Annotated in this window: 22 protein-coding genes and 5 pseudogenes; 14 read left to right on the top strand and 13 right to left on the bottom strand. The window is 70.7% G+C overall.

Annotation, left to right across the window (positions count from 1 at the left end; translation table 11 throughout):
* Positions 1–97: 97 nt before the first annotated feature.
* Positions 98–370 (top strand): annotated as a pseudogene (locus AB0D53_RS36585) (maleylpyruvate isomerase); the annotation flags it as partial.
* 144 nt (positions 371–514) lie between these two features.
* On the opposite strand, the pseudogene AB0D53_RS36580 reads toward AB0D53_RS36585, so the two are convergent.
* Positions 515–832 (bottom strand): annotated as a pseudogene (locus tag AB0D53_RS36580) (hypothetical protein); the annotation flags it as partial.
* Between the two features lie 168 nt (positions 833–1,000).
* The gene (locus tag AB0D53_RS36575; protein ID WP_362453678.1) at positions 1,001–1,603 is read right to left on the bottom strand and encodes a hypothetical protein; all 603 of its coding nucleotides are present in this window, start codon (positions 1,601–1,603) and stop codon (positions 1,001–1,003) included.
* A gap of 70 nt (positions 1,604–1,673) precedes the next feature.
* Here AB0D53_RS36575 and AB0D53_RS36570 point away from each other — a divergent pair.
* A pseudogene (locus AB0D53_RS36570) lies at positions 1,674–1,822 on the top strand (IS5/IS1182 family transposase); the annotation flags it as partial.
* A gap of 157 nt (positions 1,823–1,979) precedes the next feature.
* Here the strand turns inward: AB0D53_RS36570 and arr are convergent.
* Both arr and AB0D53_RS36560 read right to left on the bottom strand, forming a co-directional pair.
* Positions 1,980–2,390, bottom strand: a complete 411-nt coding sequence (gene arr / locus AB0D53_RS36565) for an NAD(+)--rifampin ADP-ribosyltransferase (RefSeq protein ID WP_362453677.1) — start codon at positions 2,388–2,390, stop codon at positions 1,980–1,982.
* A 163-nt stretch (positions 2,391–2,553) separates the two neighbouring features.
* Complete coding sequence (locus tag AB0D53_RS36560; RefSeq protein WP_353791073.1) at positions 2,554–2,991, bottom strand: hypothetical protein; 438 nt, start codon at positions 2,989–2,991, stop codon at positions 2,554–2,556.
* 199 nt (positions 2,992–3,190) lie between these two features.
* Here AB0D53_RS36560 and AB0D53_RS36555 point away from each other — a divergent pair.
* Positions 3,191–3,457, top strand: a pseudogene (locus AB0D53_RS36555) (DUF6112 family protein); the annotation flags it as partial.
* A gap of 568 nt (positions 3,458–4,025) precedes the next feature.
* Here the strand turns inward: AB0D53_RS36555 and AB0D53_RS36550 are convergent.
* Positions 4,026–4,454: a hypothetical protein gene (locus AB0D53_RS36550; protein WP_362453694.1), complete on the bottom strand. Its 429-nt coding sequence runs from the start codon at positions 4,452–4,454 to the stop codon at positions 4,026–4,028.
* A 464-nt stretch (positions 4,455–4,918) separates the two neighbouring features.
* Between AB0D53_RS36550 and AB0D53_RS36545 the strand changes: the two genes are divergently transcribed.
* On the top strand, positions 4,919–5,644 hold the full coding sequence (locus AB0D53_RS36545; protein WP_362453676.1) for a DUF2625 family protein: 726 nt from the start codon (positions 4,919–4,921) through the stop codon (positions 5,642–5,644).
* A 198-nt stretch (positions 5,645–5,842) separates the two neighbouring features.
* Here AB0D53_RS36545 and AB0D53_RS36540 read toward each other — a convergent pair whose 3' ends face one another.
* Positions 5,843–6,034 (bottom strand): hypothetical protein, encoded by a 192-nt coding sequence (locus tag AB0D53_RS36540; protein WP_362453675.1) that lies wholly within the window; start codon positions 6,032–6,034, stop codon positions 5,843–5,845.
* A 1,322-nt stretch (positions 6,035–7,356) separates the two neighbouring features.
* On the opposite strand from AB0D53_RS36540, the gene AB0D53_RS36535 reads away from it, so the two are divergent.
* Entirely contained in the window at positions 7,357–7,983 is a 627-nt protein-coding gene (locus AB0D53_RS36535) for a PadR family transcriptional regulator (RefSeq protein ID WP_362453674.1), read from the top strand.
* An 80-nt stretch (positions 7,984–8,063) separates the two neighbouring features.
* On the opposite strand, the gene AB0D53_RS36530 is transcribed toward AB0D53_RS36535, so the two are convergent.
* Positions 8,064–8,495 (bottom strand): SRPBCC family protein, encoded by a 432-nt coding sequence (locus AB0D53_RS36530; protein ID WP_362453673.1) that lies wholly within the window; start codon positions 8,493–8,495, stop codon positions 8,064–8,066.
* A 61-nt stretch (positions 8,496–8,556) separates the two neighbouring features.
* Positions 8,557–8,778, bottom strand: coding sequence for a hypothetical protein (locus tag AB0D53_RS36525; protein ID WP_362453672.1), 222 nt, complete (start codon positions 8,776–8,778; stop codon positions 8,557–8,559).
* A 243-nt stretch (positions 8,779–9,021) separates the two neighbouring features.
* Here AB0D53_RS36525 and AB0D53_RS36520 point away from each other — a divergent pair, with 243 nt between their 5' ends.
* Together AB0D53_RS36520 and AB0D53_RS36515 are read left to right on the top strand one after the other, a co-directional pair.
* Entirely contained in the window at positions 9,022–9,585 is a 564-nt protein-coding gene (locus AB0D53_RS36520; protein WP_362453671.1) for a Clp protease N-terminal domain-containing protein, read from the top strand.
* Positions 9,586–9,718: 133 nt separating this feature from the next.
* Positions 9,719–10,747 carry an EamA family transporter gene (locus tag AB0D53_RS36515; protein ID WP_362453670.1) on the top strand — a complete coding sequence of 343 codons (1,029 nt, stop codon included), beginning with the start codon at positions 9,719–9,721 and terminating at the stop codon, positions 10,745–10,747.
* Positions 10,748–10,909: 162 nt separating this feature from the next.
* Here the strand turns inward: AB0D53_RS36515 and AB0D53_RS36510 are convergent, their stop codons facing one another.
* On the bottom strand, positions 10,910–11,605 hold the full coding sequence (locus AB0D53_RS36510) for a pyridoxamine 5'-phosphate oxidase family protein (RefSeq protein WP_362453669.1): 696 nt from the start codon (positions 11,603–11,605) through the stop codon (positions 10,910–10,912).
* A 35-nt stretch (positions 11,606–11,640) separates the two neighbouring features.
* On the opposite strand from AB0D53_RS36510, the gene AB0D53_RS36505 reads away from it, so the two are divergent.
* On the top strand, positions 11,641–12,972 hold the full coding sequence (locus tag AB0D53_RS36505; RefSeq protein ID WP_362453668.1) for an aminotransferase class I/II-fold pyridoxal phosphate-dependent enzyme: 1,332 nt from the start codon (positions 11,641–11,643) through the stop codon (positions 12,970–12,972).
* Here AB0D53_RS36505 and AB0D53_RS36500 read toward each other — a convergent pair.
* Positions 12,963–13,973, bottom strand: coding sequence for a DMT family transporter (locus AB0D53_RS36500; RefSeq protein ID WP_362453667.1), 1,011 nt, complete (start codon positions 13,971–13,973; stop codon positions 12,963–12,965). The two genes, AB0D53_RS36505 and AB0D53_RS36500, sit on opposite strands and share 10 nt — an antisense overlap.
* Before the next feature lie 74 nt (positions 13,974–14,047).
* Between AB0D53_RS36500 and AB0D53_RS36495 the strand changes: the two genes are divergently transcribed.
* On the top strand, positions 14,048–14,956 hold the full coding sequence (locus AB0D53_RS36495; protein ID WP_362453666.1) for a LysR family transcriptional regulator: 909 nt from the start codon (positions 14,048–14,050) through the stop codon (positions 14,954–14,956).
* 46 nt (positions 14,957–15,002) lie between these two features.
* Here AB0D53_RS36495 and AB0D53_RS36490 read toward each other — a convergent pair whose 3' ends face one another.
* On the bottom strand, positions 15,003–15,479 hold the full coding sequence (locus tag AB0D53_RS36490; RefSeq protein ID WP_362453665.1) for a pyridoxamine 5'-phosphate oxidase family protein: 477 nt from the start codon (positions 15,477–15,479) through the stop codon (positions 15,003–15,005).
* Between the two features lie 112 nt (positions 15,480–15,591).
* On the opposite strand from AB0D53_RS36490, the gene AB0D53_RS36485 reads away from it, so the two are divergent.
* Positions 15,592–16,245, top strand: a complete 654-nt coding sequence (locus AB0D53_RS36485; protein WP_362453664.1) for a cysteine hydrolase — start codon at positions 15,592–15,594, stop codon at positions 16,243–16,245.
* A 943-nt stretch (positions 16,246–17,188) separates the two neighbouring features.
* On the opposite strand, the gene AB0D53_RS36480 is transcribed toward AB0D53_RS36485, so the two are convergent.
* Entirely contained in the window at positions 17,189–17,641 is a 453-nt protein-coding gene (locus AB0D53_RS36480) for a Rieske (2Fe-2S) protein (RefSeq protein WP_362453663.1), read from the bottom strand.
* A gap of 212 nt (positions 17,642–17,853) precedes the next feature.
* Here AB0D53_RS36480 and AB0D53_RS36475 point away from each other — a divergent pair, with 212 nt between their 5' ends.
* Complete coding sequence (locus AB0D53_RS36475; protein ID WP_362453662.1) at positions 17,854–18,234, top strand: hypothetical protein; 381 nt, start codon at positions 17,854–17,856, stop codon at positions 18,232–18,234.
* 918 nt (positions 18,235–19,152) lie between these two features.
* Here the strand turns inward: AB0D53_RS36475 and AB0D53_RS36470 are convergent.
* A pseudogene (locus tag AB0D53_RS36470) lies at positions 19,153–19,770 on the bottom strand (TetR family transcriptional regulator C-terminal domain-containing protein); the annotation flags it as partial.
* Between the two features lie 148 nt (positions 19,771–19,918).
* On the opposite strand from AB0D53_RS36470, the gene AB0D53_RS36465 reads away from it, so the two are divergent.
* From AB0D53_RS36465 to AB0D53_RS36455, 3 genes are read left to right on the top strand one after another with little or no spacing between them, the layout of a single operon-like run.
* The gene (locus tag AB0D53_RS36465; protein WP_362453661.1) at positions 19,919–20,152 is read left to right on the top strand and encodes a hypothetical protein; all 234 of its coding nucleotides are present in this window, start codon (positions 19,919–19,921) and stop codon (positions 20,150–20,152) included.
* A 19-nt stretch (positions 20,153–20,171) separates the two neighbouring features.
* The gene (locus tag AB0D53_RS36460; protein ID WP_362453660.1) at positions 20,172–20,660 is read left to right on the top strand and encodes a hypothetical protein; all 489 of its coding nucleotides are present in this window, start codon (positions 20,172–20,174) and stop codon (positions 20,658–20,660) included.
* A gap of 59 nt (positions 20,661–20,719) precedes the next feature.
* A complete protein-coding gene (locus tag AB0D53_RS36455; RefSeq protein WP_362453659.1) occupies positions 20,720–21,472 on the top strand; it encodes an alpha/beta fold hydrolase in 753 nt (250 codons plus the stop codon).
* Positions 21,473–21,532: the final 60 nt, after the last annotated feature.

Genomic DNA, 21,532 nt, shown 5'->3' with positions numbered 1-21,532 from the left:
GGGCTGGACGGGCTGGACGGGCTGGACGGGCTGGACGGGCTGGACGGGCTGGACGGGCTGGACGGGCTGGACGGGCTGGACGGGCTGGACGGGCTGGCTGGCCGTCCGGCCGGCTGCCGCGTACGAGGAACACCGGCTGCTCAGGTTCCACCTCGACGGCATCGGCTCCGCCGCTGCTCGCGCCGGCGGGCTCGCCGGCCCCGGCCGGCGGGTCGGCACCCGCGACGAGGTCCTCACCGCGGGCGACTACCTCCGTGCGTACGCCCTTGAGTGGACGCTGCACCACTTCGACCTGATCGCGCACCTCCCGGATGCGGCCGGACCGCCCGCGGAGGGACTCGCCCGGGCCCGCGAGATGCTGGAGAGAATCGCCGGGGGCCGCTTTCCCCGCGTCGTTCTCCGATTTCTCACTGACCGGGGGCGGTGCTGTGGGCAGGCAGCCACGGTGGGTGGAGGCGATGTCCTGGACGCGGCGGGAGAGGCCGTGCCAGATATGGAATCGCTCGCTGACCTGCACGGTGGCGGGTGCGCCGGCGGTGATGCCCTGCCGGTAGATGAGGGAGCCGTCGCGGCAGGCGACCACGACACCGGGGCGTTCGTGGAGCCAGCGGCTGAGCTGTTCCGCGTCACGTTCTTCCCGGAGTGTCAGCGGGAGCCGGGTCGTGGCGTCGACCAGGAGGGTGCCGTAGGTGCTGCCGTAGAGCGCGAAGTCGTCCACCCCGGCACCCGGGGTGTCGCCAGTGGCGGAAGCGGTACCCGCATCAGCCGTGCAGGTGTGCTCCTGGAACCTGATCCGATCCCCGATTTGCAGCCGTCCGGGCCGGGCGGACATCACGACCGACCCCAGGACGGGAGGCGAACCACGGTGCCGGCACCGAGCGGCGCCGCGGTCAGGGCCGCCACCGACTCGTGCTGCCAGAGCAGATGGTGGAGCACCGGCAGCACCACCAACCGGTCCCCGACCTGTTCCGCCCCGGCGAGCCCAGAAGCTGTCCCGTAACTACTGATCGGGGCGGACCCCTCGGACGTGTGCGATCACGTCTGGTTGGCCCAGGCCGGCGCGGTTGATCCGGCCTCGGCCGCGGATCACGCCGTCTGCGGCCAGTCTTTTCTGCAGTGCGTCGGGTGCCAGGGGGACCTCGAAGCCCTCACTGAGGCCTCGCCCCGTATCTGCGTACTCGTAGCGGACCGCGTACATCCTTCCCGCGTGATGCCATTCGCAGCGGACCAGAGGTCGCGCGAGGACTGCCTCGAACCACTCTGCCGCACTGTTCGCCAGCTCCGTAGGGCTGCCTTCGGCTTCGAAGGCGAGCTCACTCACGGACTGCCGGATAGTGAAGTCCTGGTTGTGGAGTTCGCCCCCACGGACGACGAAGCCGTCGAAGTGGGCGCCCACCGTCAGAACTCCCTGGCGGCGTTGCGGGTCGCCGATGTCCAGATAGACGATCAGTTGGCCGTCGGAGGTGTGTGCCGATGGCAGTACGACAGTGTCGAGCGGGTCCACCAGCCAGGATCCCGCGCGTTCGGCCAGCACGTCCACGAACGCGCGTTGCGTGACGTCCAGGTCGTCTTCGTCGTACTCGAACCAGGGGATCTCGTCCATGACCGCACTCCAGGGGCGACGCAGAGGCTGTCCAGCAGCCGCCAGTCACAGGTGGTGAGATGATCTTGATGTGGCTGTTGTGATCACGGCGTCGGGGACCTCCTGGACAGCCCCGTTCACGGGACTGGGCCCGGGCTCCTCGGGAAGCCGGTAACCGTGCTGCGGCGCAAAGGTGCGGATGCGGTCCGCGAGGGCCGGCCGTGGAGTCTTCCGCTGGAGGCCTCCGCGACTGCAGCCTCAAAGGCAACGGAGTCCATCACGCCATGCTCGGCATTGCACGCATGCGCAACCTCGTCCTCACCGGACGGACGAGCGGCCCCGCACACCGCTGAGCACCCCTGGCGCGGCGACTTAAAGATCATTCACGGGGCAACCATCAGTTGATGATTTCGGCGCGGTCATCCAGACGGATTGCGGCCAGCCGGTCTCGCCATGTCTGGAGAGCTTCGGGTGTCTGTCGCGTCCAGTCGGTGACCTCGCCAACGATCCGGAGCGGTTCCCTGCTGCGATAGGAGCGGGTGGGATTGCCAGGGAACTTCTTGTCGGTGACGTTGGGATCGTTCTCGAACTCCCCGGTCGGTTCGACAACATACACTCGCGCGGCCCCGTCGCCAGCGGCCAGTTCGGCGGCGAGTCCCGCGCCGTCACGCAACGCGGTGAAGTAGATGTGGTTCATCACGATTTCGGGCCGGTAGTTGGAACGGAAACCGGCGGTGAGGTGATCTCCGAGCTGCAGCTCGGCCTTTGTCCCGTGAAAGAATGGCCCCTCGTCCAACACCGCGTCCATCACCACAGGTTATCAAACCGAGCTGTGTTCCTTGGTCGGATCACATGCTCAGCCGAAGGCCGCCCGCACGTAGGGCAGTTACCAGTCCGAGTGATCAAGCACGAGGAGCCGTTCGGACCCCGAGGTCAAAGATCAAGTCAGGGATCCGGCCAATGACTTCGGGTCAGGTCCGCTTGCGGCTCGCGATCTCGTCAGAGAGCTGCTGCACGTGGGCGGGGTCCGCGTCCCGGGCAAGGGCGACGTAGTGGTCCATGACGGCCGGCCGGTAGCGCACGGGCAACGTCTGTCCTGGGGCGAGTCGGGTGAGCTCGGTGATCGTGAGGTTTTCGTCTGCGATACCGCGGAACGAGATGCCGTCGGCGGTCTCCACGTCGAACATCAGGACCACGCGTGGATTGCCGTTGACCTCCCGCCAGTCGACGAGAACGCCGAGCGCAAGCGCCCCCGTACGCAGTTCCGCATTGCGCTTCCGTGCATCACTGCTCAGGAGCGGGTTCGGGGCGACGCCCGGGAAGTCGGGCCCGACGCCGAGCGATTCCCGACTCAGGTCGGGCCTGAGCTGCGCCATCAGGTCGTTGAGCTTCTTCTTCGAACCGAACATCCTGACCCCTCCCTCACACCGGTGCCGGAATCTCGGCCTGGCGCTTCGCCTTCACTGCGATTGTACGGCGCGGCCCTTCCCGCCCTCCGCCGCATTGCCCCGTCCCGATGGGGTCGCCGTCTGCGGTCGCGGACGGGCTCGGTCGGTGCACCTGTCTGTCGGACGAGCCACGTCCGCACGTCGACAGGAGGACCAATCCGTGATCGATATTGGCCCCAGCGTTAGCGGGCTTCCGGGGGTCGCGCAGTTGCGCGACATCGTGGGCGCGGTGATGACCGTCGGCCTGTTCCTGAGCGTGCTCGCGCTCATCATCTCGGCGATCGTCTGGAGTTTCGGAGCCAACAGCAGCAACCCTCATCTCGCGTCCCGTGGCAAGACCGGGGTGCTGGTCTCGTGCGGTGCCGCGATCCTGTGCGGAGCGGCGGTCACGCTGATCGACTTCTTCTGGACCGTCGGCCAGGCCGTGAACTGGCTTGATCTTCAACCTCGGGGTCCGAACGGCTCCTCGTGCTTGATCACTCGGATTGGTAACTGCCCTACGTGCGGGCGGCCTTCGGCTGAGCGTGTGATCCGACCAAGGAACACACAACACTCAGCACGAAGGCCGTTGGGATGAGTCTGTTGCATCAAGCTGTTCGGCAGGATCCGTTTGCGGAACTGTCACGCTTCCGGGCCGAGTTCTATTCCTGTCTGACCAGGCGTGCGGATGCGTTGTCCGAGCCGGCCGACGCGGTGTTGTGTGCGGAGGCTCGTTCCAAGAGCGCGCCAGCGGACCAACACGCTCGACACCAGCGCCGTCGACGAATCCCACCTGGACGTCTGATACGCATTGCCAGGCCGGAGCGACCGGCGCAGGCTCACGCACGAGTGCCTCCGACCTCTCGCTATCCCTGTACGAGAGTGGGACGCCAGGTGGACCATGTCCCCAAGAGCCGGGTGCGGCCACCCGGAGGAGTGGCACGCCGTCTCAAGCGATCTGGTAGACGCAGTTCAGGGCAATCGGGCGGCCTCGGCCTCGGCGAAATCCCGCCGAATCAGTACGCCGTACTCGTGCCCGGCTCAGCGGGGATCTCACCGCGAAGCAACCTGATGAAGGCATCGGTGAATTCCACCAGGAGGACCGTGTCCAGGTCGCTGTTGAACGACTCTGCCTCGCCGCCGGTTCCGAACGCGTTCACGACGTCCTTCGGGATCGCCGGGGCCCACTGCACCAGCCGCTGCCGCACCCGCTCCGACAAGCCGAGCGCCACGGCGACTCGACCTGGATCGGCACGCAGGTGCTCATCGAGGCATGACGAGACACACCCCATGAAGCCGGCAGTCGCCTGAACCTCCCAGTCATCCCGGGCATCGTCGAGCCATGCGGGACGGTCAGCGACGTCGCCGGCTTCCTTGGACAGGAGGTAGAGGTACACCTCGGCCTGAAAGTCGCGCGCCCAGAACCCGCATCCGCGATAGTCCATGAACGAACTCCCCATGAGCCCAGTAGATCATCTTCTCGCAGACCCCGGGTCTTTCTGAGGAGAGATCTGTCAGGACCGGGTACCCACCGACCTTCGCACGGACCAGATCACCTGGGACAACCAGTGAATCGGACCAGATCACCTGGGACGGGGGGCAGTTCGAGCGAGACGGGACACCGCTCCACCTCGGGTGACCGCCCACACCGGGCGGGCCTCCGGCGTGGGCCTCCGGCGCGGGCGGGCGGTGTGGTGCGGGCGCAGTCGGTCGACGCGGACGACGCCGCGTCGGCCGGGGGTGCCTTCCTCCGGCGGACTGTGCGGCTGTCCTGTGACAGTGAACCTTGACCATTGTCAGCGAAGTTTGACCACGAGGTCGCTGCTGCCCGATTCATCGACCGGGCTTCCAGGCCGGCGTGATCCGGCCCGCTTGATGAAGCGATGAGGGAGGGTGCGACCATCTTCGGATGCGAGAGATCGACGAGTTGGTCAATGTGGATGATCCGGCATGGCCGGAGCTTCGGGAGATGCTCTCGGCGGGCTCCGTGCCCGTTCAGGTGCTGTCTGCCGACGTTGACGAGAGTCGCCGATGCCTTCTGCAGATGCAGGTCACGGCGCGATCGGTGCTGGGTGCCCTGGCGTTGAACACCGGCGGGCTGCTCGTGGACAACGGGTGGGTGCGTGTGTTCGGCGGGGGTTCGGTCACGGGCGGGGGCCTCGTGGGTCTGGCGCAGGTCAACCGTTTCCCCGCAGACTTCGATCCGGTCTGGCATCCCGCGACAGGGCTGGTCGTCGGCCACGACGTCGTCGGTGGGGTCTTCGCTCTGAACGGTGCCGATCCTGCGGCTGTGGGCCGGCCCGGGGCACCTGGGCAGATGACGTACTTCGCTCCCGACACCCTTGAGTGGGAGGCGATGGAGATGGGCCACTCCGGGTGGGTCTCCTGGCTGCTCTCAGGTCAGTTGGAGACGTTCTATGACGGGCTGCGATGGCCTGGCTGGCGTGAGGAAACTGCGGCCCTGGCCTTCTCACAGGGCATTTCTGTGTATCCCTTCTTGTGGTCCAAGGAGGCCCATGCCGATCTCGCGGCGACAAGTCGGCGGCCTGTGCCGATGCGTGAGGTCATCGGAGTCGCTGCGGACTTCGCCCGGCAGATGGGGCCGCCCGATCCCGGGTTCCTCGGCGACGTGTGACCGGGTTCGCTGTCGCTCGTCAATGGTGTCGGCGAAGTCCGGCCCCCGGGCCCCGCGGGCCCTGGGGCGGCGGGTGGTGGCGGAACCGGTGGTGCGGGTGCCCGTGGTCGGCTTCGCCGGCAGCCGGTAGAGCGTCCGCTGCGAGGGCAGGCTGGCCTGCTGTCCCTCCGCAGAGGCCTTGAGGATCTGGCCGGTCCGTCAGAGCAGGAACGGGCCCGTGCGCGTCGAGGCGTCCAGGGCCTCGTCGATCGCCTGCCGCATCGCCGCGACCACCGCATCGTCCACCGCCCCGAACTGCGGCCTCTTGCGGACCGGCCGGTGGTCGGCCAGGCCGGCCACCCCGAGCTCCTGATAGCGGTGCCGGTGATGGGCGACCGGGCCGGGGCTCACCCGGTGCTCGGCAGCGGACAGCTTGGCTGCCTTGGCTCGCCGGCGGGCGGTCAGCGACCGGCCCGGCCCGTGTTCGGGCCGCGGCGCCGGGCCCGGTTCGGCGCCGGGCGGCGGGCCGTGCAGGACCTCCAGGATGTGCCCCCTCCCACCACAGAGCCTTCTCCACCACCACCTTCGGGAAGGTCTCCAGCAGCGAAGCCGGAGGCAAGGGCATCCGCATCGGAATGCCCGCGACCCTGAAATCCTCGGCGTCGAACAACTCCGGCAACGGCACGACCCGGTAGGGCCGTTCGGCATCGCCCAACGTTGCAGCCGGGGTCGACACCGCGAGAACCCCGCGCAGCCGCCCGTCGAGCCGGACCCGGTCTCCGATCGTGACCCTGGACGGCCGCTTCAGCCCGCACCCGACGACCGTCTCCCGGCCCGGACCAGTCTGCCCATTGCCGGCGGGCGGACTCCAGATCAGCGGTGAGCCGGCCGGACCACGGCAGGTGTAACAGCACCGGAAGCACCTGCAGCCGCTCGCCAACCCGCTCGGCCCCGGTCCATAGCGGCAACGGCTCCGCGAACACATCGGTCAGCCGGGAGACCACCTCCGCCAGCCGTCCCGAACGGCGGCGCCGGTATCGGGCCGGCCGGCGGACGTTCGCCATGAACATCGGCTCGGGCACATCCGCCCACTCGAACGCCCGGCCCACCGCCCCGCCGGCCTCCCGCGTTGCCTCGAAGGATTCTTCCGTCCGCTCGTCCGCTCGTCCGCTCGTCCGCTCGTCCGCTCGTCCGGGCGGTCGGGCGGTCGGGCGGTCGGGCGGACGGCGGACCGGGCATCGACCACCCGGGCACGGCTGTCGGCGAACCGTACGAAGCAGTGAGGGGCGTGACGACGCGGTTCCCGCCCGTCGTGTCCGTGCAGCCAGAACGGCTGCGAAGCGATTCCGACCACCTCCGGATCGCGCCCCGGCAGGACCAGCCGATCCCGTTCCGGCCACGACTCCGCACCACATGGTCAGCCGTCGTCGCGGCGTAGTACCGGCCCGGGAAGCTCTCGCCGCCCCTCGCCCACCCGGCTGGCGAACTGGCTCGGCGTCCTCGAAGCGCACGCTCCAGGTCTCTCCAAGGGGCAGCCGAGGGCGACCTGCGACTCCGTGGAACCCCAGCTCAAGGGCCGATGACGCGGAGTCCCCGTGGAGACGAGCCGGTACCCCCGCCCTGCGGGATTCGCTGTCACAGGACGGCGGCAATCGGGCAAGACATTGCCAGGCGATCGGTTCCGATATATCGTTGAAGCATCGCGACAGATCAACGATGGAAGGAGCGCGGTGATGCGTTCACATGGACACGAGCACGAGTTCGGGCATGGGCATGGGCACTGTGGACCCGGTCACCAGGGGCGTGGCGACTTCGAGGGGCGGCGGGCGGCCTTCGGGCAGTTCGGGCCGCCGTTCGGTGGCGGCCCCTTCGGCGGCGGGCCGTTCGGTGGCGGGCGTGGTCGGGGTGGCGGTCGGGGGAGGGCGCGGCGCGGTGACGTGCGCGCGTCGATCCTGGCGCTGCTCAAGGACCGGCCGATGCACGGCTACGAGATGATCCAGGAGATCGGGGAGCGCAGCGGCGGGGCCTGGCGGCCCAGTCCCGGTTCGGTCTACCCGACCCTCCAGCTGCTGGAGGACGAGGGTCTGATCGTCAGCGCGAGCGAGGGCGGCAAGAAGCTGTTCACGCTCACCGACACCGGCCGCGCCGAGGCGGAGTCGGGGGCCGAGGCGCCCTGGGAGGAGGCCGGGCGCGGCGTCGACTGGGAGAGCGTCAATGAGATCCGGCAGGCCGGCTTCGGCCTGATGGAGGCGTTCGGGCAGGTCTGGAAGACCGGCTCGGCCGACCAGCGCCAGAAGGCTCTCACGGTCATCAACGAGGCCCGCAAGAAGCTGTATCTGATCCTTGCCGACGAACACTGAGCCGGTGGGCGCGGTGTTCGTGGGGGCGGTGACAAGGGCCTCGCGGCCGAGCCGCGAGGCCCTTTCCGTCGGGCGGGGCGTCAGGCGGTGATGAGGCCGCCCAGCTTGCGCAGTGATTCGATGAGCGCGGCCGTCGCCGAATCCTTGAGCTTTCCCGCCATCAGGGAGACCGCGGCGCCGGTGAACTCCCCGTCGATGCGGACCGTGGTGGCGTCCCCGTCGGGGGTCAGTGAGTAGCGCATGGCCAGGTTGACGCCCATCGGCCCCTTGCCCCTGGTGGTCAGCAGGCGTGCGGTCTCCAGTTCCGCCACCGTCCAGGTCACCTCGGCGGGGAAGCCCATGAGCTTCATGTTCTCCTCGTAGGTGGCCGCGAGTTCGAGTGTCTCCGGGCCGCCCTTGGGGAAGCTGGTGTGGGTGGCGTTCCACCGACCGTACGCGCTGAAGTCCGTCAGCTGGGCCCACACCTTCTCGGCCGGTGCTTCGATGCGTGCCTCTGCACTGACTTCGGCCATGCGACCACCCCTTCTCGGCGGGTTACGGTGTCGCGGAACGTAGCCGCAGTGGCCGGAACATTCAATACTGATGAACTGTCAGATCTGCATGACCGGTCCCTTCCGCTCCGGCGCGCCAGATCAGGGCGGCGTCGAACCGGTCGAAGGCGCGGGGGTGCGGGCCGTCGTCGTGGCAGTGGAAGGCGGCCCAGAAGAGGTCGGCGCGCAGTGCGTCGGCCGGTGCGTGGACCCGGTACACGTACTCCCGTCCGTCGAGTGCCGGCAGGGCGACCAACCAGGACACGTGCGCGGTCCCCCTTCCGGCTGTCGCATGGGTATGGCCTGTGGGACGTAAGGGAATGGCTTCCGGTTGCTCAGGGAGCGCGTGGCAAGGCGGCGCGCGCCCTTTTCTCCGATCGGATCCGGAAATGGCGAGATCTCATCCGCAAGGAGGAGAAACCGTTCGGGTGTGCCCAACTTGCGCGGGATGCCTGGATGAGTCCTTCCGGCGATGTATCGGCGCTCCGGAACTGATGGGGTGAGAGGCGTGCACAACCGGATGCCGCGGATTCCTCAGCAGCCCGTACCGAACCGCGCCGAGCTCGACGCCAGACTCACGGTGGAGCTGGCCGCCGTGGTCACGGGCGCCCGCAGGCGTGCGCTGCGCGACGGCGACCGGCAGATCGACACCGCGCACCTGCTGCACTCCCTCATCGAATCGGATCCCGCGGTGCGGGCGGCGTTCGAGGGCGGGCCCCAGCTGGCCAGGGTGCTCGGCTACCTCGTCCAGCGCAGTATCGGATACGGGCTCCGCTGGCAGGGCTCGGTGGAGGACTCCGGCGCGGTCCCGGTCGTCCCGGCCCCGCATTCCGCCGTGCCGGACGCGGAGGGCTGGTCGCCCTCGGCCGCCTCGGCGATGGCCGGAGCGCTCGACCGGGCACACAGGCGCGGCGACGTACGGGCCGCAGGGCTCGATCTGCTCGCGGCGCTGGCCATGGATCACGAGTGCCGCGCCGTGGAGGTGCTGGTACGGGGCGGGGTCGACGCGGACCGCCTCGCCGCCCGGATCGCGGACGCCGCCGGCCGGGGTGCGTGGGAGGCCGGGGGCTGACCGGCCGGTGTACGGGAGTCCGGACCGGCTCCCCGGGCCGACGGGAAGGCCGTGGTGAAGCCACGTATCCAGGGGCGAGTGTGTCAGGGGTGACCGGGGTGACGCTGCTGACCGCAGCTGTCATGATGGGCCGATGCACGCGTCTCAGGGGAGAAGCGCCAGCCTGGGACTAGCCCTGGCTTCGGCGTTCGCATTCGGTGGTTCAGGGGTCGCGGCCAAGCCGCTGATCGAGGCAGGGCTCGATCCGCTCCATGTGGTGTGGCTGCGGGTGGCGGGCGCGGCCCTGGTCATGCTGCCGGTGGCCTGGCGCCACCGGGACCTGGTGCGCAGCCGGCCGGTCCTGCTGCTCGGCTTCGGACTGCTCGCCGTCGCGGGTGTGCAGGCCTTCTACTTCGCCGCGATCTCCCGCATCCCCGTCGGCGTGGCCCTGCTCGTCGAATACCTGGCACCCGCGCTCGTCCTCGGCTGGGTCCGGTTCGTCCAGCGCAGACCGGTCACCCCGCGGGCCGCGGTCGGTGTGGTACTCGCCGTGGGCGGACTGACGTGCGTGGTCGAGGTCTGGTCGGGGCTGAGCTTCGACGCGGTCGGGCTGCTGCTCGCGCTCGGTGCCGCCTGCTGCCAGGTCGGCTACTTCGTCCTGTCGGACCAGGGGAGTGCGGACGGGGCGGACGGCGTCGAACCGCCGAATCCGGTCGGTGTCATCGCCTACGGGCTGCTGATCGGGGCGGTCGTGCTCACCGCGGTCGCACGGCCCTGGGGCATGGACTGGTCGATTCTGGGCGGTCGTGCCGCCATGGACGGCACGGATGTCCCGGCCTGGCTGCTGCTCGTCTGGATCGTGTTGCTGGCGACCGTGATCGCCTACGTCACGGGGGTGATCTCGGTGCGGCTGCTCTCTCCCGCGGTTGCGGGTGTGGTCGCCTGCCTGGAGGCGGTCATCGCCACCGTGCTCGCCTGGGTGATGCTCGGCGAGCACCTGTCGGCACCCCAGCTCATCGGCGGCGCCATGGTGCTGATCGGTGCCTTCATCGCCCAGTCGTCGACGCCCCGGACGCCCTCGGGTCCCGTCGCTTCGGGGCCGGGAGCGGTGGTTCCCGAAGGGCCGGACAGCGGCCGCGCGGACGCCGAGGGGGAGCTGTCCGCCGGGCGTGCCGCGACCTGACGGCGACCGGGACCGGATACGAGTGACGGCGGGGACCGGCCGAGGCATGGCGGCGGAGGCCGGTCCCGGGCGGTGCGTCGCGGTCGGGGGAGCGGGGGTGCCCGGCCGCCGGGATGGGCGGACCCGTTGCCCGGTGGTGCAGCCGTCCGCCCCTGGGGTGTGTCAGAGCGCGGTGATGTAGTCCGGCACCCCGATCGAGGGGGCGAGGTCGTCCGCGGGGAGCGGTGCGGCGTAGCCGCGGGCGAGTGGGACGACCCCCGCCCAGTGGGGCAGCGTGAGGTCGCGGGGCTCGTCGTTGGGGCCGCCCGTGCGGATCTTGGCGGACACCTCCCGCAGGTCCAGCCGGATCACCGCGGTCGCGGCCAGTTCCTTCTCGTCGGCGGGCCGGGAGTCCGCGGAGCGGCCCGGCACCACGTGGTCGACGATGGCGTCGAGGGCGGTCCGCCGCTCCTGGGGATCGGTGACCGTGTGCGCGATCCCGTGGACGACCACGGAGCGGTAGTTGATCGAGTGGTGGAAGGCGGAGCGGGCCAGCACCAGCCCGTCGACATGCGTCACCGTCAGGCACACGGGCAGCCCGGGGTCGGTGCGGCCGGCCTCGCGAAGCGGCCGGGAGCCCGTCGAGCCGTGTACGTAGAGCCGGTCGCCGACCCGGCCGAAGAGTGTCGGCAGGACGACGGGCGCGCCGTCACGGACGAAGCCGAGATGGCAGACGTATGCCTCGTCGAGTATCGAGTGGACCACCTCCCGGTCGTATGCCGCCCGTTCACGGGAACGGGTCGGGACGGTGCGCCCGGTCGGCTCGTATCCGGCTGTGGCTTCGGGGGCCGTGGTCTGCTGCGATGCGGTGTCCGACATTGCGTACTCCATTGCACTAGTGCATAATCTTGTTTGTGCTAGGAGAGTATCGGATTGTCGGGCGGCGCGCATCGGAGATTGCCGCCAGTGTGGAGAGCGGGGTCGGCTCCGGTGAGCTCGAACCCGGTCAAGTGCTGCCCCCCATGCGTGAGTTGGCCGAGCAACTGGGGGTGAATCCGAATACGGTGGCGGCCGCCTACCGCACGCTCCGCGAACGCGGGGTGATCGAGACCGCCGGGCGCCGGGGCAGCAGGGTGCGACCGCGCCCCGCGAGTACGGCGCGTGGTTCGCTGCGGGTCGAGGCGCCCGCGGGCGTGCGGGATCTGGGGGCGGGCAACCCCGACCCGGGCCTGCTGCCCGCGCTGGGGGAAGTCTTCGCGGTGGTCGCGGGGGAGTACGCGCGGCAGCCGGGGATGTACGGGGAGGCGCCGGTGGACCCGGAGTTCGCCGGGCTCGCCCGCGCCGCGCTGGACGCCGACGGGGTGCCGGCCGGGCCCGTGGTCGCGACCTCCGGATCGCTGGACGCGATCGAGCGCGTGCTGGTCGCGCACCTCAGACCCGGTGACGCGGTGGCGATCGAGGACCCCGGCTGGGGCAGCCTGCTGGATCTCGTACCGGCGCTGGGGCTGCGCCCCGTGCCGGTCGCGGTCGACGACGAAGGGCCCGTGCCCGACGCCGTCGAGGACGCGCTGAACGCCGGTGCCCGCGCGCTGGTGGTCACCGACCGCGCGCAGAACCCGACCGGCGCGGCGATCGGCGCCGGACGCGCCTTCGAGCTGCGGGGAGTCCTCGCCGGGCACCGAGGCGTCCTGCTGATCGAGGACGACCACGGGCACGGCATCGTGGACCTGCCGCTTCACCCGCTGGCGGGTGCCACGGACCGCTGGGCGTTCGTGCGGTCCGTGGCCAAGGCGTACGGGCCGGACCTGCGGGTCGCCGTGCTGACCGGCGACCCGGTCACGGTCGACCGGGTGGCGGGGCGGCAGCGGCTGGGCCCCGGCTGGGTCAGCAGACTGCTCCAGCGGGCCGTGGTGCACCTGTGGGCCTCGGGTGCCGTCGATCCGGGCCGGGTGGCGCGGGCGTACGCGAAGCGGCGGGACGGTCTCGTGCGGGCGCTGGCGGAGCGGGGCGTGGAGGCCCACGGGCGCAGCGGGATGAATGTGTGGGTGCCGGTCGGTGACGAGACCGGTGCGGTGGCGAGGCTGCTGCACTCGGGCTGGGCGGTGGCGCCCGGAGCGCGGTTCCGGATGACCGCGCCCCAGGGGATCCGGATCACGGTCTCGTCGCTCGCCGAGGCCGACATCGGGCCACTGGCGGATGCGGTGGCGGCAGCGGTGGGGCCGGTGAAACCGCTGAACTACGGGTGATCCCCGGTCCCGGCCCGGCCGCCCCGTCGGGGCCTGCTCTGGGTGAGCGCGGCGCCCGCCAGCACCACGAGGGCTCCCACCGGGGTGTTCCAGCTCAGCTGCTCGCCGAGCACGGCCACCCCGGCGGCGGTGGCGACGACCGGGATGAAGTAGGTGACCATCTGCGCGGTCGTCGGTCCGACCTCCTCCACCAGGCCGTACTGCACCAGGACCGCGAGGCCGGTGCCGAGCGCCCCGAGAGCCACCACGGCCAGGGTCGGGAGCAGCGGGAAGTCCTCGGGAGCCGAGGTGAACAGAGGGGTCACCAGGGCGATCTGCGCCGTGCCGAGGAAGAGCTGGCCGCCGGTCAGCGCGAGCGTCGAGGAGCCGCTGCCCGCCAGCGTCCTGCGGACGTAGATCCAGCCGACCGGATAGCTGAGGGAGGCGAGCAGGGCCATGGCGGTGCCGCCGAGGTCCAGCCCGGAGAAGCCCTGCCAGGCGCCCAGCACGGTCAGTACGCCGAGGAAACCCAGGCCGAGTCCCGCGACACGGCGACGGGTGGGCCGGTCCTCGGAGAGTGCGACGAGTGACAGGGCCATGCCCCACAGGGGCGAGGTCGCGTTGCAGATGCCGGCCAGCGTCGAGGGGATGGTCAGCTCGGCATAGGCGAAGAGCGAGAACGGCAGCGCGTTCAGGAAGAACGCCGCGACGGCCAGGTGCCCCCAGGTGCGGGCACCGCGCGGCAGCCGCTCACGCCGGACCGCCATCGCCACGGCCAGGACCGCCGTGCCGGACAGCAGGCGGCCGAGGGTGACCTGGAACGGGGCGTACCCCTCCGTGCCGACCTTGATCAGGAGAAAGCTGAAGCCCCAGATGAGTGAGAGCGCGCCGAACCGGATCCGCCAGTCCAGCGCCGGGCGGGCGGCGGGGACCGGAGCCGGGGCGGCTGCCGGGACAGCTGTCGGAGCCGGGGCGGAGGGCTGGGCGGGAGGGGTGGGCTTCGGTGTGGCGGCGACGCTCATGGGCTCAACGATGACGAAGCGGACCACTTAGAACAAGCGAGATTTTGTGTGAAGGTCTGCGTAGCATTGCTTACATGTTGAATCTGGAGCGCCTGCGCACCCTGGACGCACTGGCCCGGCACGGTTCCGTGAGCGGCGCCGCCGAAGGGCTGCATGTGACCACCTCGGCGGTCTCCCAGCAGCTGGCGAAGCTGGAGCGCGAGGTGGGGCAGCAGCTCCTGGCCAAGAACGGGCGCGGGGTCCGGCTCACCGACGCCGGCCGGCTGCTCGCCGACCACGCGGCGCGGATCCTGTCCCAGGTCGAGCTGGCCCAGTCCGACATCGAGGCGCAGCGCGGTCAGGTGGTGGGTGAGATCCGGCTCTCCGCCTTTCCGACCGCGGCACGCGGACTCTTCCCCGCGGTGCTCCACGCGCTGCGCAGGGACCACCCCGAACTCCGCGTACGCACCCGGGAACTGGAGCCCGAGGACGGAATCCGTGCCGTGCTCAGAGGCGACACCGACCTCGCGGTGGTGCTGGACTGGAGCAACAAACGGCTGCCCGTGCCCGGTGGCCTGACCAAGGCCGAACTCCTGGACGACGCACCGGACATCGCGATGCCGGCCGGTCATCGGCTCGCCGGCCGGCCCGAGGTGGACCTGGAGGACTTCGCAGACGACGACTGGGTGTCCTGGCCCGAGGGGGAGTTCTGTTACGACTGGCTGATGTTCACCCTCCGCTCGAAGGGCATCGAACCGCGCATCGCGCACCTGGCGGGCGAGCACCACACCCAACTCGCCCTGATCGCCGCCGGGATGGGCGTCTGTGTGGCACCGAGGCTCGGCCGCGGACCCGTGCCCGACGGGGTGCGGCTCGTGCCCGTACGGCAGCAGATGCGACGCCACGTCCATGCCGTGTGGCGCACCGACGCGGACCGGCGTCCGTCGATCAGGGCGGCGGTGACGGCTTTGCGCGCGGCCGGCCGGGAGCTGGACGCGCCGTAGGCAATGTCCGGCGGGTCGGGGTCGGACAGGCCGTGGCCAGGTGTGCTCAGGCGGTGAACGGCCCCGCGAGCTTCCGGAAGTCCCAGGAGGTGATGGTCTGCGGCGTCAGCCGCAGCCAGGCGTGGCGGCCGTCGTGCGGCATGGTGTCCATGCCGAAGTACTTCGCCGCGAACAGCCTTTCCGGCGCGACGAGTCCGGGGCACGGCTCGCCGGTGCGGGGTGCTTCGCCGACCGGGACGGCCTCGCCGGAGAGCTCGATGCCGCGCAGTTCCCCGTACTCCACCCCGTCGTCCACGACCACCGCGATCCTCGGGTCGCGGCGCAGCTGGGACCAGCGCAGGCTGCGGGTGATCGAGTAGAGCCAGAGCGAGGTTCCGTCCCAGGTGAACCAGAGGGCGCCGATGTGCGGACGGCCGTCCTCGGCCACGGTGGCCACCCGGCAGGTGCGCTGCTCGGTGAGATAGGTGTCGCGTTCGGCTTCCGTCATCATGATCCGACGGCCCCGTCGCTGAGTGGCGGTCATGGGGCGCCCCTTCCGGGTTGCTGACTGTGTGTCAGAAATCATGGGGTCTCTTCCCTCATCACGCAATGGCGGTTAGCCTCTCGCGCCCGGTCCGCCGCAGAAAGGGGCAGCCGTGCCGTCGAGGACGCAGCTCGCCGAGCAGCTCGATCCGGCCACCACCGTGCTTCTCGCGGTCGAATGCCAGCAGGGGGTCGTCGGCCCCGGCAGCGCACTGCCCGAACTGGCCGAGGAGGCCAGGTCGTCCGGCGCCCTGCACCGTGTCGCCCGGCTGGTCGCCGCCGCCCACGAGGCCGGGGTCCAGGTGCTGCACGCGGTGGCCGAACGGCGCCCCGACGGCCGGGGGGCCAACAGCAACGCCCGGCTGTTCCGGGCCGCCGGCCGGTTGCCCGTGCAGCAGCACTCCGGCACCACCGCGGTACGGATCGCCCCGCCGATCGAAGTGGCCGACGAGGACCTCGTCGTACGCCGGCTGCACGGTCTCTCGCCCATCGCCGGCACGGATGTGGACGCGCTGCTGCGCAACCTCGGCTGCCGCACGCTCGTCGTCGCCGGCGTCTCGGCCAACGTCGCCGTACCCAACGCCGTGTTCGACGCGGTGAACCTCGGCTACACGGCCGTGGTGCCGTCCGATGCCATCGCCGGGGTGCCGGCCGACTACACCCCCGCGATGATCCGCAACACGCTCGCCCTCGTCGCCACCATCACGGATACGGACGGTGTACTGGGCTGCTGGCTGAACCGGGCGCCCGGCAGGGGGGCTTCCTGAGGCGTGCCCCGGAGGTCCCGCCTGCCCCGGAGCTCTCTTGCGCCGGGGGCGGTCAACCCGTCGCGGTGGTGGCCGGGAGACGGTTCTGGACCTGCCAGGTGTCCCGCGCGACGCGGCGTACGGTGTCCTGCCGGGGCTCCGCCCGGTCCCTCGCCGATCTCGTCGGGCGCGAGCTCGATGGGTGTGTTCGCACAGGGCGAGCAGGAGCCCGCCCTTGTCGCTGTCGGCGGGGCACGGCGCCGGCCGCCGTCCTCGACGCCGCCGGAGCGATCTGCCCGACCGCGCTGAGCCACACGAAGACGGCCCGGCACCTCCCGGTCCCGGGATCGGCGTACCCGCACGCCAGGAAAGCGATCGGTGCCCCGAGGCCGTCGGCTGCACCATGTCGGTTCAGGGGCGGCGCTCAGATCTTCGCCGACCGGACCGACACGGCCGGCATTCCCGCCGTATCCGCCCCGGGCCCGGCCGTGCGGCTCAGCTCCGGCCGGCCGATGCACATCATGGGCCGCCACGGGGTGCTGCCCGAACGGATCTCCGGATCCCCGACCGGTGCACCGGGACCCCGGTGTTCTGCCTCCTGGTCACCGGGGCCCGATGTCTCCTCGGCCCCGGTCTCTCATCGGGGACCGCGACCTCGTTCATCGACTTCGGTGCGTTCCTCGCCTTCCTCGCCGTTCCCGTCGGCGGCGCCTGCGTCGTCGTCCGCTTCGTCCGCGTGTCGGCGTGCTCGGACACCTCGTCGCGCCGGTGCTCGGAGCCTGTGCGACGGTCCACCTGCTGACACAGCCCAGCACGATGGCGCTCACCGTCGGCGGGTGCCGGCTCGCCATCGGATTCTGCTCTCTCCTCCGGCTCACCCGGGGCTTCCGAAGGCCGGCCCCCGCGCTGAGCATCGGAGGCGGCCTGTCGGAAGGAGCCCGGGCGCTGCCCGGTGGCGAGGCGGTCAGGGGGTGAGCGCGATCGAGCCGTCCGTGACCGTGATCTTCCTGGCGGGCAGCGGCTGGGTTGCGGGGCCGTGTGCCACGGCGCCGGTCGACGCGTCGAACTTGCTGCCGTGACAAGGGCAGTCGATGGTGCCGTTCGAGACGCTCGACACCGTGCATCCCTGGTGGGTGCACTTCGAGGAGAACGCCTTGAACTCGCCGGCCTTCGGCTGCGTCACCACGACGCCCTGGTCCGGGAAGACCGTTCCGCCGCCCTCGGGGATGTCGGCGGTCTTCGCCAGTGTGGTTCCGCCGGTGTCCGTTCCGTCGTCGGCCGAATCGACCCCGTCCGAGCCACCGGAGCCCTGCCGGCTGCCGCAGGCGGTGAGTACGGCGGCCACCGAGGCGGCTCCGGCCGCGACGACGACGGCCCGGCGCCCGGGACTTCCCTCGTGGTTCCGCGATGTGCTCATACTGGCTTTCCTTTCCGCAGTGTTCACGACTTCGGCCGTCGCCCAGGGGTACGCGCGGCGGGACCCCCGTGTTCAGCGCCCCGGGACTTCCCCGGGAAGCCCCGGGGACGGCACCGCGGCGGATGGACGACGACCACCTCGTCATCGGCAGATCCCGGCACCGGCATGAGCGGCCGGGAGGAGTGTCAGAGGCGTCTGCGAGGCTGAGCGGTATGACACTGAGCAATTTCAGCGACCTGGAGCAGGCCATTCGCGACGGCTGGGGTGCGGACACCACGACGCCGGTGCACCGTCCGGACTGGACCCCGGACAATCCGGCGCGCGACCAGTGCGGTGTCACCGCCCTGGTGGTGCATGATCTGCTGGGCGGTGATCTGATCCGCGGCGAGGTCCATGTCGACGGCGAGCGGGTGGACTACCACTGGTGGAACCGTCTGGGCATGGGGATCGAAGTCGATCTGACGCGCGAGCAGTTCGCACCCGATGAGGTGGTCGTCGGCGGGGACGTGATCGCACGGCCCGCGGAGATCGTGCGGCTCCGTGAGGAGTACGAACTCCTCCGCGGTAGAGTCCTCGCGGCGCTGTGTCCGTAGGCGGTCCCCCTCGCCGGGGCCGGGGCCGGGGGCGCCGGGTCGCTACGCGTCCTTCGTGCGGAAGACCGGCAGCCCCTCGCGCATCCGGCCGAACAGCAGGCTGCGGTCCAACTGCTCCTCGCCCTCCTCGTCGCTGAACACCCCGTCCACCAGGAGCTCGCGCAGCCGCTCCTGCACGCCCTCGCCGTATCCCTGCCGGTAGTCGTCCAGGTCGAAGTGGGTGTCCGCCTCCACCGCGGCGATCGTGCAGTGCTCGTCCTCGATGACCAGCCGGGCGCGGATGGTGGCCGCCTGGAGGGTGTGGTCGTTGTAGTGGCCGTAGACCACCTCGGCCGAGATGTCGCCGCCGACCGACATCTCGCCGTCGGTGTGCACCGCGTGGGCCGTTACGCCGCCGCCGACCGCGACGACGGAGTCGGGACCGCAGTCGGCCAGGCAGCCCTCGACGGTCAAGGAACCGGTGACCACGAACGGGGCCGCGATGTCCAGATGTCCCCGCACCACGAGATCCCCGTGGTGGAAGAACGGCGCGTCCACCCGCCGGTCGCCGGCCAGGGTGCGGTCCGTACGGGAGTCGTCACCGAGAATCCCGGCGCACAACTCCGGTATCAGCGGGACATGATCGGGATCGGCGCCGTTCCGGAGTCCGGCGACGAACTCCTGGAAGCTGTCGCACTCCGTCCGCAGGAACTCGGCGAGCCGGCCGCTTCCGTCCGGAACCCCGGCGGCCGTGCGGGCATCGGACGCGGCGGCACGCATCGCCTCGGCGACCCGGCGGGCCACCGTCATGTCGATGGGCAACGGTTGGTCGGTCACCGTGCGGGACCCGGCCCGGGCCGATGCGTCCTCGTTCACCGGTTCGCTCATGGCGGGAGTCCATGAACCACCACCGACATCGAGCGCGGCCGCGCGCCTGGTGAGTGTGCCGCTCTCCAGGCCGAGTTCGCGTTCGGCCGTGCTGACCGCCATGCGTGTGACGATCTCGGGGCGGCCTTCCGCCGAGGTGTTGGCATGTGCGCCCAGGCCGTCGATGACCACGAGAATCCGAATCGTCGTCACATACGGGTCGTCGCTGCGGAACTCGCCGCGATCGACACCCTCGCGGACGAGATCCTCCAGGCGGCCCCGCCACAGGGCTTCCTGGTGGCCGACCCGGTCGCGCAGGACGGGACGGTAGCGGCTGAGGTGCCGGGCGTTGATCCACAGCCGGCTGATGTCGTCGTACGCGGTGCCCGTCGCGAGGGCGAAGAAGCGCGCGAGGTGGTCCGTGGGGGTCCCCGCCGCCCGGTCCGCCGGCAGCAGGGAGTCGAGTTCGCCGCCGGCCGCGGTGCCGAAGGCCTCGGCCACCAGGTCCTCGACCGCGGGAAAGTAGTGGCCGATGAGACCGGGGCGGACGCCGAGCTGCTCGGCGATCCGGCGCAGGGTGATGCACTCCAGCCCCTCGGCCAGGGCGATGGCCGCCGCCGCGTCGACGATCTCCGCGCGCCGGTCCGCCGGGGACTTGCGGGTCCGCTTCCGCTGAGTGCTTGACGACATGCCGCCAATTTTATTGGCCGCGTGGCCAATAGGCAATGGGGTGGGCGGGAACCGCCTGCGAAGCCGCCGCAGCAACTGCCGATCGCGGCGGCACACGGACTCTACCGTCGACTCCTGTAAGCAATGACCGATGCCATGGAGGACAGGGATGAACAACAGCATGCGTACGGCGGCCGCTGCCGCAGCCCTCGTTGCCGGTCTCGTCACGGTCGGCGGAACCACCGGTGCCGCGGCCGCCGAGCGTCCGGAGCGGATCACCAGTCAGGAGCAGCTCGCCAGAAGCATCGCCCAGGCGGTCGCCGCCGAGCAGCAGAAGGGCGCTGTCACCGTCGGAGTCATCGGCGGCATGGTGGTCAACTCGACAACCCCGCGTTCCTGCTGACGAATCGGAGGTGAGCACCGTGGACAGCACTGCGGACCGTGCCCGGGACGGGCAGGAGAGCCCCCTCAGATGGTGTCCGAGCGGTGATGCGAGCCGCCCGGAGACCGTTGTCCTCGGCGTACGGTCCGGGGAGCACGATCAGGTGGTCTACCTGGCCGAACCCGTACCCGCCGCCGATGTTCTCGGTAGCATTCCGGAGGGGATCGCCCCCAACCGGGTGCTCCGGTTCGCCTCGCACTGCGTGTCGGACTGCGCGAACCGGGTCGGCGAGGCCTGCGGGCTGATCGAACGGATCACGACCGTACCGGCCGAGCCCGGTCCGGCCGCCGTGCCACGGTGCCACCTCCGCCCGCACTGCAAGTGGTGGAACCAGGTCGGTGTCGAGGCCTGCCACCGCTGCCCGGCCCTGACGACACTGGAACCCCGCGACGACGAACTCGCCGTTCTCGTCGCGGACCCGGCGACCACCCGTGAGCAGCTGGAGAGCTGGATCGCCGCCGAACGGTGAGCGGAGACGTTCACGGAGTCGGTCACGGACCGGACCGAGAACACGAGAGAAGGGATGTCGTGAACAACTGGACAAGGTGCTTCCGCCCGGCCCCCGAGGCCGGGGCGCAATTGCTGTGCTTCCCGCACGCAGGTGGTTCGGCCAGTGGATACATCCCGCTGGCGACCGAGGTCACGGGGACGGTGGAGGCACTGGTCGTGCAGTACCCCGGGCGCCACGACCGATTCGCCGAACCGTTCGCCGAACGGTTCGGCGTCGTCGTGGACGCGGTGCTGGCCTCGCTCCCTCCGAGCGGGGGCCGGCCGCTTCTGCTGTTCGGCCACAGCATGGGCGCGCTCCTGGCGTTCGAGACGGCACGGCGGCTCGCAGCCGAAGGGCGGGAGCCCGCCGCGCTGTTCGTCTCGGGCAGCGAGGGCCCCTCGCTGCCGCGCCGCTCGAGGCTCCCCGAATCGCCCAGCGACGACGATCTCGTCCGGGAGATGCGACTGCTGTCCGGCACGGACGAGGAGTTGCTGACCCATCCGGAGATCCTCGAACTCGCACTGCCGCCGCTGCGCGCCGACTACGCCATGCTGTCCGCCCGTACCTACGTTCCCGGGCCGCCGCTCCACTGCCCGGTCGTCGCGCTGACCGGTGACAGCGACCCCCGGGTCTCCGTCGAGGGAGTGCAGGCCTGGGAGCGGGAGGCCGAAGGTCCCTTCGAGCGCCATGTACTGCCCGGCGGCCACTTCTTCCTCAACGACCACCTGCCGTACGTCGCGGATCTCGTCGCCTCGTACGTGCCCGGCCGAGCGGCCCGAACGGTCGCCTGACACCCCGCACCGCACAGGGCTTGGGCCCCGACCCCCTTCCGGGTCGGGGCCCAAGCCCTG

Source organism: Streptomyces sp. NPDC048295 (assembly GCF_040652135.1).
Taxonomy (GTDB): Bacteria; Actinomycetota; Actinomycetes; order Streptomycetales; family Streptomycetaceae; genus Streptomyces.
This window is presented reverse-complemented; position numbering and strand designations above follow the sequence as displayed.